Origin of the sequence: Veillonella sp. CHU732, from assembly GCF_003992085.1 — a bacterium.
In the GTDB taxonomy this organism is placed as follows: Bacteria; Bacillota; Negativicutes; order Veillonellales; family Veillonellaceae; genus F0422.
Map to the genome: position 1 here is coordinate 82,415 of NZ_RQVC01000009.1, position 15,264 is coordinate 97,678.

The 15,264-nt window shown below is 40.4% G+C and carries 18 protein-coding genes; all 18 read left to right on the top strand.

Features of this window, described 5'->3' with window-relative positions; genetic code table 11:
- Window positions 1-6 precede the first annotated feature (6 nt).
- Window positions 7-1,134, top strand: coding sequence for a tetraacyldisaccharide 4'-kinase (gene lpxK / locus EO121_RS05455; RefSeq protein ID WP_127160517.1), 1,128 nt, complete (start codon window positions 7-9; stop codon window positions 1,132-1,134).
- 1 nt (window position 1,135) lies between these two features.
- Window positions 1,136-1,867, top strand: coding sequence for a 3-deoxy-manno-octulosonate cytidylyltransferase (kdsB, locus tag EO121_RS05460; RefSeq protein WP_127166618.1), 732 nt, complete (start codon window positions 1,136-1,138; stop codon window positions 1,865-1,867).
- A gap of 26 nt (window positions 1,868-1,893) precedes the next feature.
- A complete protein-coding gene (gene kdsA / locus EO121_RS05465) occupies window positions 1,894-2,712 on the top strand; it encodes a 3-deoxy-8-phosphooctulonate synthase (RefSeq protein WP_127166620.1) in 819 nt (272 codons plus the stop codon).
- A 27-nt stretch (window positions 2,713-2,739) separates the two neighbouring features.
- Window positions 2,740-3,711, top strand: coding sequence for an SIS domain-containing protein (locus tag EO121_RS05470; protein ID WP_127166622.1), 972 nt, complete (start codon window positions 2,740-2,742; stop codon window positions 3,709-3,711).
- Window positions 3,711-4,232 carry an HAD family hydrolase gene (locus tag EO121_RS05475; protein ID WP_127166624.1) on the top strand — a complete coding sequence of 174 codons (522 nt, stop codon included), beginning with the start codon at window positions 3,711-3,713 and terminating at the stop codon, window positions 4,230-4,232. Before EO121_RS05470 ends, EO121_RS05475 begins: the two co-directional genes overlap by 1 nt.
- Before the next feature lie 13 nt (window positions 4,233-4,245).
- Window positions 4,246-5,175: a lysophospholipid acyltransferase family protein gene (locus EO121_RS05480; RefSeq protein WP_127160513.1), complete on the top strand. Its 930-nt coding sequence runs from the start codon at window positions 4,246-4,248 to the stop codon at window positions 5,173-5,175.
- A complete protein-coding gene (lptC, locus tag EO121_RS05485; protein ID WP_164725875.1) occupies window positions 5,162-5,692 on the top strand; it encodes an LPS export ABC transporter periplasmic protein LptC in 531 nt (176 codons plus the stop codon). Before EO121_RS05480 ends, lptC begins: the two co-directional genes overlap by 14 nt.
- 11 nt (window positions 5,693-5,703) lie before the next feature.
- Window positions 5,704-6,438, top strand: coding sequence for an LptA/OstA family protein (locus tag EO121_RS05490; protein ID WP_127166628.1), 735 nt, complete (start codon window positions 5,704-5,706; stop codon window positions 6,436-6,438).
- A gap of 9 nt (window positions 6,439-6,447) precedes the next feature.
- Window positions 6,448-7,167, top strand: coding sequence for an LPS export ABC transporter ATP-binding protein (lptB, locus tag EO121_RS05495; protein ID WP_127068668.1), 720 nt, complete (start codon window positions 6,448-6,450; stop codon window positions 7,165-7,167).
- 8 nt (window positions 7,168-7,175) lie between these two features.
- Window positions 7,176-8,267, top strand: coding sequence for an LptF/LptG family permease (locus tag EO121_RS05500; RefSeq protein ID WP_127160509.1), 1,092 nt, complete (start codon window positions 7,176-7,178; stop codon window positions 8,265-8,267).
- A 173-nt stretch (window positions 8,268-8,440) separates the two neighbouring features.
- Complete coding sequence (locus EO121_RS05505; protein WP_127166645.1) at window positions 8,441-9,622, top strand: DUF3084 domain-containing protein; 1,182 nt, start codon at window positions 8,441-8,443, stop codon at window positions 9,620-9,622.
- Window positions 9,623-9,632: 10 nt separating this feature from the next.
- A complete protein-coding gene (locus EO121_RS05510) occupies window positions 9,633-10,055 on the top strand; it encodes a hypothetical protein (protein ID WP_127166630.1) in 423 nt (140 codons plus the stop codon).
- Window positions 10,056-10,066: 11 nt separating this feature from the next.
- Window positions 10,067-10,936: a YitT family protein gene (locus EO121_RS05515; RefSeq protein WP_127166632.1), complete on the top strand. Its 870-nt coding sequence runs from the start codon at window positions 10,067-10,069 to the stop codon at window positions 10,934-10,936.
- Window positions 10,937-10,987: 51 nt separating this feature from the next.
- A complete protein-coding gene (gene lepB / locus EO121_RS05520) occupies window positions 10,988-11,590 on the top strand; it encodes a signal peptidase I (RefSeq protein ID WP_127166634.1) in 603 nt (200 codons plus the stop codon).
- 37 nt (window positions 11,591-11,627) lie between these two features.
- On the top strand, window positions 11,628-12,200 hold the full coding sequence (cobO, locus tag EO121_RS05525) for a cob(I)yrinic acid a,c-diamide adenosyltransferase (RefSeq protein WP_255416489.1): 573 nt from the start codon (window positions 11,628-11,630) through the stop codon (window positions 12,198-12,200).
- 199 nt (window positions 12,201-12,399) lie between these two features.
- On the top strand, window positions 12,400-12,795 hold the full coding sequence (locus EO121_RS05530; RefSeq protein WP_009353050.1) for a class II SORL domain-containing protein: 396 nt from the start codon (window positions 12,400-12,402) through the stop codon (window positions 12,793-12,795).
- A gap of 269 nt (window positions 12,796-13,064) precedes the next feature.
- Complete coding sequence (locus tag EO121_RS05535; RefSeq protein ID WP_127160504.1) at window positions 13,065-14,294, top strand: aspartate kinase; 1,230 nt, start codon at window positions 13,065-13,067, stop codon at window positions 14,292-14,294.
- A 27-nt stretch (window positions 14,295-14,321) separates the two neighbouring features.
- On the top strand, window positions 14,322-15,017 hold the full coding sequence (locus EO121_RS05540; RefSeq protein ID WP_127166638.1) for a TVP38/TMEM64 family protein: 696 nt from the start codon (window positions 14,322-14,324) through the stop codon (window positions 15,015-15,017).
- Window positions 15,018-15,264 lie beyond the last annotated feature (247 nt).

Consider the following 15,264-nt stretch of genomic DNA (forward strand, 5'->3'; position numbering starts at 1 on the left):
TTACTCATGAAAGGAGAACAACTCTTTAAACATATCATCAGCGGACAGATGCAAGGCTCTTTGGGAGATGCTCTTCGTGGTGGTTTAGAAACGGCTAGCAAGGTCTATGAAAGAGTCGTGGAATATCGCAATGAACGGTATAACCATCCACATAGAGTGTTACACATGCCAGTGCCAGTCATTAGTATAGGCAATATTACAGTTGGTGGTACAGGTAAAACACCGATGGTGCGATACGTGTGTGAGGTATTGGATACAGACCAACATACAGTGAGTGTCTTAAGTCGTGGATACAAAGCGGACAATAATAAAAAATCCATCGTCGTATCTAGACAAGGGTCGGTAGATGTGTCCTCTTTTATCAGCGGTGATGAAGCTTGGTTATTAGCTAAAACATTACCGAATGCAAATGTCATTATTGGCTCTAAACGCGTGGAGTCAGCTAAGATTGCTGTAGACGATATGCAATCTGATGTACTTGTTTTAGATGATGGGTTTCAACATCGAGCATTGGGCCGTGATGCAGATATTGTATTGATTGATGCCAGCCATCCATTTGGCTATGGTGCGGTGTTGCCAAGAGGGTTGCTACGAGAACCTTTGACAAATTTGAAGCGGGCTACCTATATTGTGTTAACGAAAACGAATCAAGTAGAGCCTGAACAACTGGAAGCACTCCGTGAAGAGATTCATTCTTTAGCACCTCTTGTTCCGGTGGCAGAAACCATTCATCAAACGGTAGGTTTTCAAACCTTGGAAGAATGGAGCCATAATGGCCCGATTCATGATATTAGTGACTATGATAGGACTCCTTTATTAGCGATTAGTGGTATCGGACAACCGAGCTCTTTCATTTCTAATTTGAAAGGTTACGGATTCACGGTACAGGATATGATGAGTTTTGGTGACCATCATGATTATAGTGAAGAAGATGTTGTGAAACTGTGGCAACATTGTTTTAAAACAGGGATTCAAGGTATTATTACAACGGAAAAAGATGCAGTGAAATTATCTCAAGTACGTGCAATTAAAGATTTGAAGATTCCTGTCTATGTATTAGTGATTGGTATCGAATTTACCAAAGGTGAAGACGATTTTAAATCCTATGTGTTGCAAATAGCAAAGGGGAAATAATATGCGTATAGCTTGTATTATTCCAGCGCGCTATGGATCTACACGATTACCGGGTAAACCCTTAGCGATGATTGGTAACAAACCAATGATTCAACGGGTCTATGAGCAAGTGTCGAAAGCGACGGAAATTCATGAGGTCATCGTGGCTACTGATGATGAACGAGTGTATGATGCTGTTACTCAATTTGGTGGACAGGTGATGATGACAAGAGCTGACCACTTAACGGGTACTGACCGCTTAGCGGAAGTGGCATCTGCAAGAACTGATATTGACGTGATTATTAATGTGCAAGGCGATGAGCCACTCATTGATGCGTCCCTTATCGATGCATTGGCACGTCAATTCAAAGAAGACCCAATCCTACAAATGGGAACAGTAGGCTGTCCCTTGTTAGAAGAAGAATACAATGAGTCTAGCGCTGTTAAGGTAATTGTAAATCGCCTAGGAAATGCCATGTATTTTTCCAGGTCTTTAATTCCCTACCCAAGACATGCCTTCGTGGCACCGCCATTGAAGCATGTAGGTATGTATGGATATAATCGTCAGTTCCTATTAACCTATGCTAAGATGGAACCAACACCAGCAGAATTAACTGAATCCTTAGAACAGTTACGAGCTTTAGAAAATGGATATACCATCCGGGTGATTACTACAAATCAGCGTTTTGTTGGAGTAGATACACCAGAAGATTTAAAACGAGTGAATGAAATATTTCACCAATTAGAAGTATAAACGATTTCGTTTAGAGAGGAGATAGTATGAAAACAGTACAAGTAGGCAATCTCACACTTGGTGGAGGCAAAGGCTTATTTTTATTAGCAGGTCCTTGCGTAATAGAGGGCTATGAACGCACATTAGAGATTGGCCGTCGTGCCAAAGCGATTTGCGATAAAGTTGGCATTCCATATGTGTTCAAAGCTTCTTTTGATAAAGCCAATCGATCGAGCTATTCTTCCTTCCGTGGTCCCGGCCTCGTAGAAGGTTTAGAAATTTTGAAAGCCATCAAAGAAGAGTTACAAGTACCAGTGGTAAGTGATATCCACGATATTACTCAAATTGAACCAGCTGCAGAAGTATTGGATATTCTTCAAATTCCGGCTTTCTTATGCCGGCAAACTGACTTGGTATATGGAGCAGCAGCGACTGGAAAATGCGTGAATGTGAAAAAAGGTCAATTCATGGCTCCGAAAGATATGAGCAATGTATTGAAGAAAATGGAAGAATCTGGCAATCAAAACTTGATGCTTACTGAACGTGGTTTTAGCTTTGGCTATAACAACTTAGTGGTGGATATGAGATCCTTCCCAATTATGCGCTCTTTCGATTATCCAGTTATCTTTGATGCTACACATTCCGTACAATTACCAGGTGGAGCGGGTACAGCGTCTTCTGGTCAACGTGAGTTCGTGGCTAATTTAGCTCGTGGCGCAGTAGCCAGTGGTGTAGATGGATTGTTCTTTGAAGTCCATGATAATCCAGAAGAAGCGCTTTCAGATGGACCAAATATGTTATATTTAGATTCTCTAGAAGAATTATTAACTGATTTAGTGGCTATCGACAAAATCGTAAAAAAATAGTACAGATGTAAAGGATGCAGGTGAACTATGAAGATACTTGAACGGGCATCACAGGTGCTCCAAGAAGAATCAAAAGCAGTGTTAGACTTAATTGAAACATTAGACCATCGTTTTGAAACGGCAGTAGAGTTAATTTTAGCCTCTAAAGGACGGGTGGTCTGTACAGGTATGGGAAAATCTGGACATATTGCACGAAAAATTTCGGCTACATTGGCGAGTACCGGTACACCTGCATTGTTTTTACACCCTGGTGAAGGGGTACATGGCGATTTAGGTATGGTTACATCTGATGATGTAGTACTAGCATTCTCAAATAGTGGGGAAACTAGTGAAGTCATTAGCTTATTGCCTTCCTTACGTCGCATTGGTGCTAAATTAATTTCTGTAGTGGGCAATCCGAGTTCTACATTGGGAAAAAACTCTGATGTAGTCTTGGTAGTATGCGTAGATAAAGAAGCGTGCCCATTAGGATTAGCACCTACAAGCAGTACTACTGCTGCATTGGCATTAGGTGATGCCTTGGCAGTGTGCTTATTAGATCAACATAAATTTACGCCAGAGAACTTTGCTGTATTCCATCCGGGTGGTTCTTTAGGTCGCAAATTATTGCTAACCGTAGAAAATATTATGCATAGTGGAAACGATAATCCCATTATTCATAAAGGGGCTACCGTGCAAGATGCTTTATTTGTTATGACTAATAAAGGACTGGGAGCAGCCAATGTAATAGATGAAGAAGGCAAGTTAATTGGTCTTGTAACAGATGGAGATATTCGCCGCGGTTTAGATTCTGGATGTAATTTCCTAGTATGGTCTGTGGAAGATATGATGACTAAATCACCACGTACTATTACAAAGGATAAGTTGGCAGCAGAAGCTCTTCATATGATGGAGAAAAATCAACCTCGACCTATTACCGTATTACCAGTTGTTGGTCAAGATGGAACAAGTCTTGGCTTAGTACATATTACTGATTTGTTGCGAAGAGGTATTGTGTAATGGCGATACGTTGTTTAGCCTTAGATGTAGACGGTGTTCTTACGAAAGGTGAGATTGTCTATACATCTAGTGGAGAAGAAATCAAAGCATTCCATGCAAAAGATGGATTAGGATTAGCCTTAGCACACCGGATGGGATTACAAACTGCTATTATTACGGGGCGTACCTCTCCTATGGTAGAGCGAAGGGCGAAAGAATTAAAGATTTCTCATATCCAAATGGGAAGTCATAATAAGAGTGCAGGATTACAAGAACTCTTACATACATTAGAGTTAGAGGCTCATGAAATAGCCTATATGGGCGATGATCTCAATGACTTAGGCATCATGTCTAAGGTGGGGTTAGCTATGACACCACTAGATGGTGTACCAGAGATAAAAGAAGTAGCTCACTATATCTGCCAAGCCAAGGGTGGTGAGGGAGCAGTGCGTGAAGCAGTTGAGTATATTTTAAAACGAGAAGGACTTTGGGAGGATGCGGTACGCTCATATCGTGAAGAATCCTACCAAGCAGGTCAGTAGAAAGGAGGCTTTCATGGCGGGAGAATGGCAATATACAGCATTAAAGACGATTAGTAAATTAGTTTGTGCATTACCCTATTCTACAATCTTATCCATTGGAGCATCTCTAGGACCTTTATATAGATTAGTAGGTAAAAAACAGGTCAAACGAGGATTACATAATCTGATGATTGGCCTTTCCATAGATGAAAAAGAAGCAGATGCCATATTAGGACGACTCTTTAAAAACTTGGGGCGTTCTGTTATGGAAACACTATATATGCCTAATTTGACACCTGAGTTCATAAAAGAACATATTGAAATGCGAGGGCTAGAACACCTAGATGCAGCCGTGGCGGAAGATAAAGGTGTTGTGATTTTGACGGCTCACGTAGGCAATTGGGAATGGATGGGAGCGGCCCTAGCAGCGCATGGATATCCGTCTACAACAATTGTAAAAAAGCAACCGAATGCTCAATTCACACGATTGATGAACGAATACCGAGAAATGGTGGGATTAGAAGTATTTGCTCGTGGTGGCTCCGAAATGAGAGGCGCTGCACAAGCGATGAAGGCAAAGAAACTATTAGGTTTCTTAGCGGATCAAGATGGCTGGTACACAGGATTACCGGTGATGTTTTTAGGGCAAGAGTCATCAGCGGTAACGGGACCAGCATCCTTTGCAAAAAAGTTTAAAGCTCCTGTAGTGCCAGTCTTTGCATCTCGTAAAGAGAATGGTCATATTGTTCATATCTTGCCAGCACTTCATTATAAAGATACTGGTGATGTGGAGAAAGATATGTTCCGCCTTACGGAAGAAACTGTTAAGATAACAGAAGCTTTTATTAAAGAACATCCTGATGAATGGTTGTGGTTCCAGCATCGTTGGAATACAAAAATTCATGAAATCACAGATATTGAACATAAACTACAAGTGCGGGAGGCTGTGCATGAAGAACAATAAAAAACTTCTCCTCGCGATTGTGGTAGGCATTTTAATTCTCTTAGGTTTTGGATACTTCCTATATGGTGGCACTGATACGACATCGTTAGGACCATCGGGTAATTCCATTAGCTTTAATGGTACAGAACTGAAAGAAGAAAAAAACGGACAACTTATTTGGTCAGTAAAAGCTGAAAAAATTAGTCTTGATCAAACGACGAAAGTCATTACCTTAGAAAATGTGACAGGCACCTTTCATAAAGAGGGAACCATACTCACCGTAAAAGCGCCTAAAGGACTAGTATCTAAGGATCATGGGCAAATTACTTTATCCGGTGGTATTGAGGCTACCTCCAGTACGGGAGCTAGTCTTCGTACAGAAGGATTAGAATATACTAGTAAGGAACAGGTATTTAAATCTACTTCTAAGTTTACCTATACTGATGCAGATACTACACTAGAAGGTGATGCATTAGAAGGGGATATGATATTGCAACAAGTGACAGCAAAAGGTCATGCTAGATTGATTCGCAAGTAGGAAGGAAATTCATGAAACTACAACGTTTACTCATGGCAGCTCTTATGGGTGGTGTCATGATGATTCCCGTATGGGCAGCGCCAACGGATGCAAATCCTGCTGGCAATGGAAATATAATGATTACTGCCGATCAGTTGACATATGATGGTATCAGTGGTCGAGCAGAAGCCAAAGGCAGTGTGGTCATTACAAAAGATGATAAAACTATGACAGGTGCCTCTGGTTGGTACAATACAAAAGGTGAAGAAGGATTTTTAACAGGTGGCGTGAGCATGATTGGTAACAATATGTCCATGGCGGCTAGTGAAGTGCATGTCTTACATAATCACCAATTTGATGCCACAGGTAATGTACATCTACAGAAGGATGACCGTCAATTGTTCGGTGATCAAGTGAATTATAATACAGAAACTGGATATGGCGAGATTATTGGACATGGACAATTAGTGATGGCAGATAATGTATTGACAGGCCAACATATTACAGCTTTTACTAATCAAATATCTGCGACGGCTAAAGGGAATGTAACCTTATCTAGCGCTAGTCGTAATGTCAATGCTACAGCAGATGAGGCGGTGTACACGCAAACTCCAAATCAGAATGATGGGGTAGCCTATTTAAAAGGTAATGCTAGGGCGGTTCAAAATGGGAATATCCTAGAAGCTCCAGAGTTAAAGATAGAACTTAGTGACAATAGTGCAGAAACGCTTGGTGGGCGTAGTACATTAATCATTACTCCAAAGTAAGGAGAGTTTATGTTTATTCAAACAAAGGATTTAGTGAAAACCTATAAATCAAGAAATGTAGTGGACAAAGTCAGTGTCCGTGTTGAAGAAGGCGAAATTGTAGGCTTGTTAGGTCCTAATGGTGCTGGAAAGACAACTACGTTTTATATGATTGTTGGTGTAGAAAAACCGACTTCAGGGAGTATCTGTATTGGCGATGTAGATGTGACCCACATGCCGATGTATAAGCGATCTGCCTATGGTATTGGATATTTGCCACAAGAGGCATCCATCTTCCGTAATTTAACAGTAGAAGATAATATTTTAGCCATGCTAGAAACCACCAATCTTTCTAAAGCAGAACAAAAGGATACAATGGAATCGTTACTAGAAGAATTCCATATCACTCACGTGCGTGACCGCTTGGGCATTCAGTTGTCTGGTGGTGAGCGCCGTCGTGTAGAAATTGCTAGAGCCATTGCTTTAAATCCTAAATTTATATTGCTAGATGAGCCTTTTGCAGGGGTTGATCCTATTGCGGTAGCAGATATTCAATCCATAATTCGCCATTTGAAAGATCGTGGTATTGGGGTGCTTATTACAGACCATAATGTGCGTGAGACGTTAGGGATTGTGGATAAGGCGTACATCTTAAATAGTGGGACTATATTATTAGAAGGTACCGCTGATGAAGTGGCTACGAGCGATGTGGCTCGTAAGTTTTATTTAGGTGATGATTTCCGAATGTAGGAGTGGGTATGAGAATTTTAGATAAATATATATTGAAAGCTTTCATAGGCCCATTTCTGTTTGGGATTTTTGCCTTTACCAGTATATTTATTGGTACGGGCACCCTATTTCGGATTGCTCAGTACATTACAGAATACGGAGCTAGTTTGTGGTCTGTGACCAGAGCATTTCTATTGGCATTGCCAAATATCGTCATATTGACGTTCCCTATGTCTGTCCTATTAGGATCTTTGATGACATTTGGTCGATTAAGTGGTAGTAGTGAGATTATTGTCATGCGTGCAGGGGGTCAAAACTTCTTGCGTTTGGCTACACCAGTGTATATTATGGCATTCTTAATTTCCCTATGTTCCATTGCGTTCAATGAGTATGTGGTACCAGCTGCGAATCATGCGTATCAAACGATTATTCGCGAGGAAATTATGAAACGTGCTACACCGCAAACGCAGGAACATATTGTGTTGAAGACTTTGGCTGACAAAAAGATTAATACCTTAATGTACGCAGGAAAATATGATAGTTCTACTAAATTACTGTCCGATATTACAGTGCAGCAATTTACAGATGGACAAGTGACACAAATTGAACGTGCTAAAACAGCAAATTGGAATGGTCAATACTGGATTATGCATGACGGTACTATTTACGATATCAATGCGTCTGGTGAGGGTATTGATCGTACATTAAAGTTTGAAGAACAAGTACTTCCAATAACGCAAGACCCAGATAAAATTAGTCGCTCTCAACGCAAACCAGAAGAGATGACTATTAAAGAGATTAGACAGCAAATCAAAGCGATGGAAGCTACGGGTGGTAAGATTACAGAATGGCAAATGGAAATGTATCAACGATTTACCATTCCAGTGGCAAGCTTTATATTTGCTTTAGTAGGCGCACCATTAGGCCTACAAAAACAACGGTCCAGTTCGTCTATTGGATTCGGTATCTCAGTGCTAGTTATCTTCATTTATTATGGGGTTATGACATTGTCAGGCGCCTTAGGTAAAGGTGGGGCGATACCACCGTTGCTAGCGGCTTGGATTCCGAATACATTAGGTGTCATAGCTGGTTTATATTTAAACTGGAGAGTATCTAAATAAATAAGAGGGTATAGGGGTAGCATTACTAATCGACTAGGTAGTGCTACTCTTTTATCACTGTATTAAGCGAGGTATATTGAGACCTTTTCTTGTACAACCATTGTAGTGTACTAGGGATTTTGATATACTAAGTAAAGATATAGGACTAGTATTTGACATTGAGGTATACGGCTATGTTAGTGGGACTTCGGATTCTCCTCATCATTACCATTATGGGGGGATTAATTGCATTTTTAGGCGATAAAATAGGCACAAAAGTAGGGAAACGGCGCATGAGTTTGTTTGGGTTGCGCCCTAAGTATACTTCTATCATTGTGACCATAGTAACGGGTATTTTAATTTCCGCAGCCACATTGGGCGTGCTTAGTATTGCATCTAACAATGTACGTACTGCTTTATTCGGAATGGATAAATTGAAAGCCGAGATGGCACAACTTTCAGCAGATATCGATCAAAAAACGAAAGCATTGCAACAAAGTAATGATGAATTGAATCAAAAAAATAAACAATTACAAAAGGTACAAAGTGATGTGCAAGCAACGGAAGAAGAATTAGAAGAAACTCGTAGAGCCTTGACAAGTATGGGAGATCAACTGGTGTCGATCCAGGATGCCTACGCAGAGGCAGAGCATAAGTTAGTGGCATCCAATGCTGAAGTAGGACGTTTAGAAGATGTACGGACGCAACTAGAAAGTCATGTACAAGACCTGCAAATAACAACAAAAGAATTAGAGGATGGTATCAATCATGTTCGTGAAGGCAATGTAGTATTCCGCAATGGGGAAGTTTTATCTCAAGCAGTGATTCGTCCAGGTTTAGGGGAAGTGGAAAGTATGGCAGCCTTAACCAGTTTCTTGAAAGATACGAATCGCCTCATTTTGAATCGATTCCAAATGGAAGAGGAAAAAACAGTGATTTATGTGAGTCGAGATAATTTGAATGAAGTAGCAAAAGTAGTGGCCTCTACAGATAAACCATTGATGATTCGGGTCACAGCATCTGCCAACATTATTTATGGCGAACCAGCACTAGCTGAAATTCATGCATATCCTCATGATATGATTTTCAAAAAGGATACAGTCCTTTGGTCATCCGTTATCGATGGAGGTAAGAGTGCACAAGACCAAGTGTTGGCGTTCTTAAAAGAAGTCAATGTAGAGGCAAAGAAACACGGTATCTTGCCTGATCCAATTACTGGAGAAGTGGGTTCTCTACCTGGCAATGAGCTGTTTACTACGATACGAAAAGTCGAAAATCAACGTGGTCCTGTACGATTAGAGGCTGTGACTAGAGAAGATACTTTCACTAGTGGACCGGTACAAATTATGTTGCGTGTTATTCCGGTAAATCAGTGAGGTGTAGACAATGGCATTGGAACCTTATGTATTGGCAGTTGACCCAGGGCGTGATAAAACCGGAATTGCGATTCTTACTAGAACATCTCAATTAATGATGATGGATATTGTGCCTACCGATTCCGTAATGTGTGAATTACAATCTCTGTTAACCATGTATCCTAAGGTATCCGTTTTAGCATGTGGGAATGGAACCAATCATAAAGCGGTAGGGAGTATGGTAAAACAGGTAGCGGAAGAACAAGGAAAAATATTTACCTTTGTCAACGAAAAGCATACCACAGAAGAGGCAAGGCGCCGTTATTTTGAAGTACATCCACCTACAGGGTGGCGAAAATTAGTGCCAAAAGGCATGTTATACCCTCCAGTTCCTGTGGATGATATTACGGCATGGATTATTGGAGAACGTTGGTTAGTAACAAATAAGGAGTGAGTATCCAAAGGATGAAAGAACATAAAAGCAGAAAACGAAAATTAATAGATATGGCTATGCGATACTGTATGATGATTATAGGTGCTGTGATTTATATCTATGGACTAGATGTATTTTTAGTGCCAAATCACCTAATTGATGGTGGTGTGGTAGGTATTGCCTTAATGGCAAGTAAGCTATCTGGTATCTCATTCAGTGTACTAGTTATGTTGATTAATCTACCATTTTTATATGTAGGGTATATGCAAATTGGTAAAAGTTTTACTATATCTACCTTATTTGCCATAGCGTGCATTTCCGTATTTTCTGCTTTCATGCATCATGTGCCGCCTATTGTGCATGACCCATTGTTAGCCGCAGTCTTCGGTGGTATTATTCTAGGCCTTGGGGTAGGCATTATTATACGAAATGGTGGGTCCTTAGATGGATCGGAAATTGTAGCCATTATCTTTGATAAAAAGAGTTCCTTTTCGGTAGGTGAAATCGTTATGTTCCTAAACTTCTTTATTTTAGGAGCGGCAGGTTTTGTATACGATTGGAATAGCGCTATGTACTCCTTGATTGCTTATTTCGTAGCCTATAAAATGATGGACTTAGTCATTACGGGTGTAGAAGAATCGAAAGGCGTTATGGTCATCACCGATAAATCGGAAGAAGTGGCTGATGTAGTGATGCATCGATTGGGGCGTGGTGTCACTTTGCTATATGGTGAAGGGGCGTATACAAAGACTCCAAAACGTATCATTTACTGTGTGGTAACACGGTTGGAATTAACAAAATTGAAAGATATTATTTATGAAGTGGATGACAATGCTTTCATCACCATCAATGATGTACATGATGTATTCGGTGGGCAGTTCGGCAAAAAATCAATTCATTAATCGATGATTACAAGATACGTATTAGTACGCATCCTTAGAATAGGAGGAACTATGGAAAAAGATACAGCTATTGGCAGTCAAATTTTGAAAGAAGCTCGTGAGTGGTTGCAAGCTATTGTTGTGGCTCTTATCGTAGCCATGTTAACACATATATTTATTGTACAACCTACGAGAGTATCCGGAGAATCAATGGAGGATACGTTACATAATGGGGATTTCCTATTAATTAGCAAATGGTCTCATGTTATGCGAGATGTACCAAATTATGAAGACATCGTTATCATTGATAGTCGAGTGCAACGAGAACGGTCTTGGAAAGATGATGTGATGGAACCTTTGATGAACTATGCTAGTGTGGTAGTACCATCCTTGCAAGGCCATGATGTATGGGTAAAACGAGTGATCGGTCGCCCAGGTGATACATTAGAGTTTAAAGAAGGCCATGTGTGGAGAAACGGTACAAAGCTAAACGAGACGTATACTAAAAAGGAGACTATGAAGTTTGAACGCTCCTTACCAATTACTGTGCCGGAAGGGCATGTATTTGTGATGGGAGACAATCGTAATCATTCTTCAGATAGCCGTTTCATTGGATTTGTACCAGTGGACCATGTACTTGGTAAACTAGCGTATCATATACGTAATCCATTCTAATAATTTAATACAATCATTAGGAATCCTATGCTTTGGCATGGGATTTCCATATATTCAAAGAAAGGTGGAGAGACAGATGGGTGAAGGTTTAATCTTAGTTAACACGGGAGATGGAAAGGGAAAGACTACAGCAGCCTTAGGTGTAGCATTGCGTTCCGCAGGATGTGGTAGAAAGGTTCTTATTTTACAATTTATTAAAAGTGGTGCTAATTATGGTGAATTAGCAGGCATTGCATTACTACCAACTGTAGAGATTCGATCCATGGGAAAAGGCTTTATCTTTCATAAGCAAGAAGAATCAGAAGAAAAAATGAAAGAACATCAACAAGCAGCCAAAGAAGCGTGGGCCATGGTGGAAACAGAAGTGAAGTCTGGTCAATGGGATTTAATCATCCTCGATGAAATCAATTATGCCATTCATTATGGTTTAGTAGATGTAGAGACAGTAGTGAACTTGCTTAAAACAAAACCTGAAAGCTTAGACATGATTTTAACAGGTCGAAATGCACGCCCAGAGATTATTGAATTGGCGCATACGGTAACGGAAATGAAAGTTATCAAACATGCCTATCAACAAGGGATTAAAGCAAAGCGTGGTATAGAGTTTTAGCTGAAGTGGTCTAAGTATGTGTTTGACTACTAGATGTTGCAGAAAATAAAAGGGGTATGCAAAAACCACATCGAAAATCTTAAAAATAGTTCTTGCGTAAGTGAAGAAAAACAAGTACAATAATAGTGTACTAATTTAGTGCTTTACATGGAAAGGTTTCCATGTTTGGATATGATATTAATTCAAGGGGGTTATACCTATGGCTATCACAAATTATGTAAAAACAGCTGAATTTGCAACAGAAAAACACGTTCCAGTAATTACAGCACCTGACACTGTAAAAGCTGGTGAACGCGTTGTAATCGAATTAGAAGTGGGTAAAGAAATTGCTCATCCTAACACTGTAGAACATCATATTTCTTGGATCAAATTGTACTATGTAGAAGAAGGTACACAACTTCCATACGAAGTAGCTCGTCTTGAGTTCAACGTACACGGCGAAGCTCCTACAGGTGCTAACGAAGGCCCTGTACATGCTGAAGCAGCTGGTGTTGTTACTGCATCTTTCAAAAAATCTGGTCGTTTGATCGCAACTTCTTACTGCAACATCCACGGTTTGTGGGAATCTGAAAAAGATATCGTTGTAGAAGGCTAATCTAAGATTAGACAAATAACTGAATCGGTTATGACAAGGACTGTTGCCCCTTTGGGGGAGGCAGTCCTTTATTATTACGTATAGATTTTGTATAGGCATAGACTGTTGTATAATATAGTAAAAATATATATAGAAATATCTACCTTAAAAAGACAAATGTATGATAAAAATAGTAAAATATTACAAAAATCCTTTACTTTAGTAGCGTAGTATGGTAGATTAATATAGATATTGTTTTATACTTTGTATCTTATAAATGAGGGATTGCAGTGGCATTAATTGTGAAAAAATTTGGTGGTAGCTCTGTAGCGACGCCTGAAAAAATATTTAACATTGTAAATCGCGTATTACGCGACAAACAACCAGAGGATCGTATTGTGGTGGTTGTTTCTGCCATGGGCGATACAACAGATGACTTGGTGAGCTTGGCGAAAGAAGTCACATCTATGCCGTATGGCCGTGAAATGGACCGTCTTTTGTCCACTGGTGAGCAAGTAACGATTGCATTGATGGCACTGGCGTTCCAAGCGAAAGGTCATGCAGCAGTATCTATGACGGGTGAGCAAGCTGGGATTGCTACGAGCGATGCTTTTGGTAAAGCACGTATTTTAGATATTGAACCGAAACGCGTGCTAGATGCGTTAGAAGCCGGCAATATTGTGGTTGTGGCGGGTTTCCAAGGTATGACGGAAGCTGGAGACATTACTACATTAGGTCGTGGTGGTTCTGACACAACAGCAGTCGCATTAGCAGGCGCTATGAAAGCCGATGTATGCGAAATTTTTACAGATGTAGATGGGGTATACTCCACAGACCCACGGGTAGCACCAGGGGCTGTTAAATTGAAAGAAATCACCTATGGTGAAATGCTAGAAATGGCGCGCTTAGGGGCAGGTGTTATGCAACCAAGAGCGGTCGAAATGGGACATCGGTATGGGGTGCCAATTCATGTACGATCTACTTTCAGTGATGAAGAAGGCACGATAATTCGAGAGGAGTATACAATGAAAGCAAATCAATACGCTATTACAGGTGTTGCAGATGATACAAATGTGGCAAAAGTAAGTCTTGTAGGGGTGGAAAATATTCCAGGTGTGGCACATCAAGTGTTTCAAGCATTGGCCAATAAGAGTATCGACGTAGACATGATCGTACAAAGTATCCGGACCACAGATGATAAACGGACAGATATCGTGTTCACGATCACACGTGATGACGTGAACTTGGCGAAACAAGTGCTTGAGGAACTTGGTCAATCCATGTCTATTGAAGAGTGCGTGATTAACGAAAATATGGCGAAAGTATCCATTGTGGGTGCTGGTATGTTGGGACAACCAGGTGTGGCAGCGAAAATGTTTGGCATTTTATCTGACAAAGGTGTGAATATCGAGATTATCAGTACTTCTGAAATCAGTATTTCCTGCCTTATCGGAGAAGAACACATTAAAACGGCGGTTCGTGCGATCCACGATAATTTAGTATTAGACGGTAGAGGTTAAGTAACAACTAGAAAAGAAGGTATGGGAATGAATGATAAGAAAAAGGAACGATATATACAACTGGGGTTGTTGAGTGGACTCGTAGCACTGGGACTACTGGTGTACGTACTTGTTCCTGGTTTCTATGATGATATGTGGGAATTAATCCTTTCTGGCGATGTACAACGCATGGCAGAGGTTTTGCAATCCTATGGCCCCTGGGCGATGGTGATTAGCTTTGTCCTCGATGTGCTCATCAATGCGTTGGGATTTTTACCATCCATCTTCTTTTCTACAGCCAATGGCTTGCTATTTGGTGTGGTGCCGGGGATTATTATTTCTTGGTTAGCAGAGACTGTAGGTGTGGTGCTTAGTTTTATGATTATGCGCTACATTTTGCGGGACACGGCGCATAAGGTCATAGAAAAGAGCGAGTTTTTGCTGAAAGTGGATGACTTTAGTGGTAAAAATGGTTTAGTTATGATGCTCTTTGCTAGATCTATTCCATATTTTCCAAGTGGGATTATCACAGCTTTAGGAGCCATTAGCCAAATTTCCTTGAGGGATTATATTATCGCTAATTTAGTGGGGAAATTCCCATCCACAGCCTTAGAGGTTATTGTGGGGCATGATGCGGTACTATTACAAGATAACTTAGGTCGCTTAACCGTGGTGGTACTCATTGCGTCGGTTATCTATTTCCTACTGTGGAAAGGATACCAACGGTGGGCGAAACAGAGGTAATATAATAGAATAGAATGCCTCCGGCTGTCTGTAGGAGTGGTGTATCTCACTGTCTGAGACAGTAAGACATCTACTAGGACAATCTAGGGTCTTAATACACGAATAAACATATAAAAAGGAACGTTGATAATATTTGATCAACGTTCCTTTTTTTGTCTTATGATAATTTGGGCTCTTTGTCAAATGTGGGGGCTACTCATATAAAAAGCTCTTAGCACTAGCTATTCAAATAGCTAGTGCTATTCTT

What these genes read in the sequence shown, in the direction of transcription:
- lpxK (WP_127160517.1), top strand. Translation starts at nt 7, where the DNA reads ATGAAAGGAGAACAACTCTTTAAACATATCATCAGCGGACAGATGCAA.
- kdsB (WP_127166618.1), top strand. Translation starts at nt 1,136, where the DNA reads ATGCGTATAGCTTGTATTATTCCAGCGCGCTATGGATCTACACGATTA.
- kdsA (WP_127166620.1), top strand. Translation starts at nt 1,894, where the DNA reads ATGAAAACAGTACAAGTAGGCAATCTCACACTTGGTGGAGGCAAAGGC.
- EO121_RS05470 (WP_127166622.1), top strand. Translation starts at nt 2,740, where the DNA reads ATGAAGATACTTGAACGGGCATCACAGGTGCTCCAAGAAGAATCAAAA.
- EO121_RS05475 (WP_127166624.1), top strand. Translation starts at nt 3,711, where the DNA reads ATGGCGATACGTTGTTTAGCCTTAGATGTAGACGGTGTTCTTACGAAA.
- EO121_RS05480 (WP_127160513.1), top strand. Translation starts at nt 4,246, where the DNA reads ATGGCGGGAGAATGGCAATATACAGCATTAAAGACGATTAGTAAATTA.
- lptC (WP_164725875.1), top strand. Translation starts at nt 5,162, where the DNA reads ATGAAGAACAATAAAAAACTTCTCCTCGCGATTGTGGTAGGCATTTTA.
- EO121_RS05490 (WP_127166628.1), top strand. Translation starts at nt 5,704, where the DNA reads ATGAAACTACAACGTTTACTCATGGCAGCTCTTATGGGTGGTGTCATG.
- lptB (WP_127068668.1), top strand. Translation starts at nt 6,448, where the DNA reads ATGTTTATTCAAACAAAGGATTTAGTGAAAACCTATAAATCAAGAAAT.
- EO121_RS05500 (WP_127160509.1), top strand. Translation starts at nt 7,176, where the DNA reads ATGAGAATTTTAGATAAATATATATTGAAAGCTTTCATAGGCCCATTT.
- EO121_RS05505 (WP_127166645.1), top strand. Translation starts at nt 8,441, where the DNA reads ATGTTAGTGGGACTTCGGATTCTCCTCATCATTACCATTATGGGGGGA.
- EO121_RS05510 (WP_127166630.1), top strand. Translation starts at nt 9,633, where the DNA reads ATGGCATTGGAACCTTATGTATTGGCAGTTGACCCAGGGCGTGATAAA.
- EO121_RS05515 (WP_127166632.1), top strand. Translation starts at nt 10,067, where the DNA reads ATGAAAGAACATAAAAGCAGAAAACGAAAATTAATAGATATGGCTATG.
- lepB (WP_127166634.1), top strand. Translation starts at nt 10,988, where the DNA reads ATGGAAAAAGATACAGCTATTGGCAGTCAAATTTTGAAAGAAGCTCGT.
- cobO (WP_255416489.1), top strand. Translation starts at nt 11,628, where the DNA reads ATGGGATTTCCATATATTCAAAGAAAGGTGGAGAGACAGATGGGTGAA.
- EO121_RS05530 (WP_009353050.1), top strand. Translation starts at nt 12,400, where the DNA reads ATGGCTATCACAAATTATGTAAAAACAGCTGAATTTGCAACAGAAAAA.
- EO121_RS05540 (WP_127166638.1), top strand. Translation starts at nt 14,322, where the DNA reads ATGAATGATAAGAAAAAGGAACGATATATACAACTGGGGTTGTTGAGT.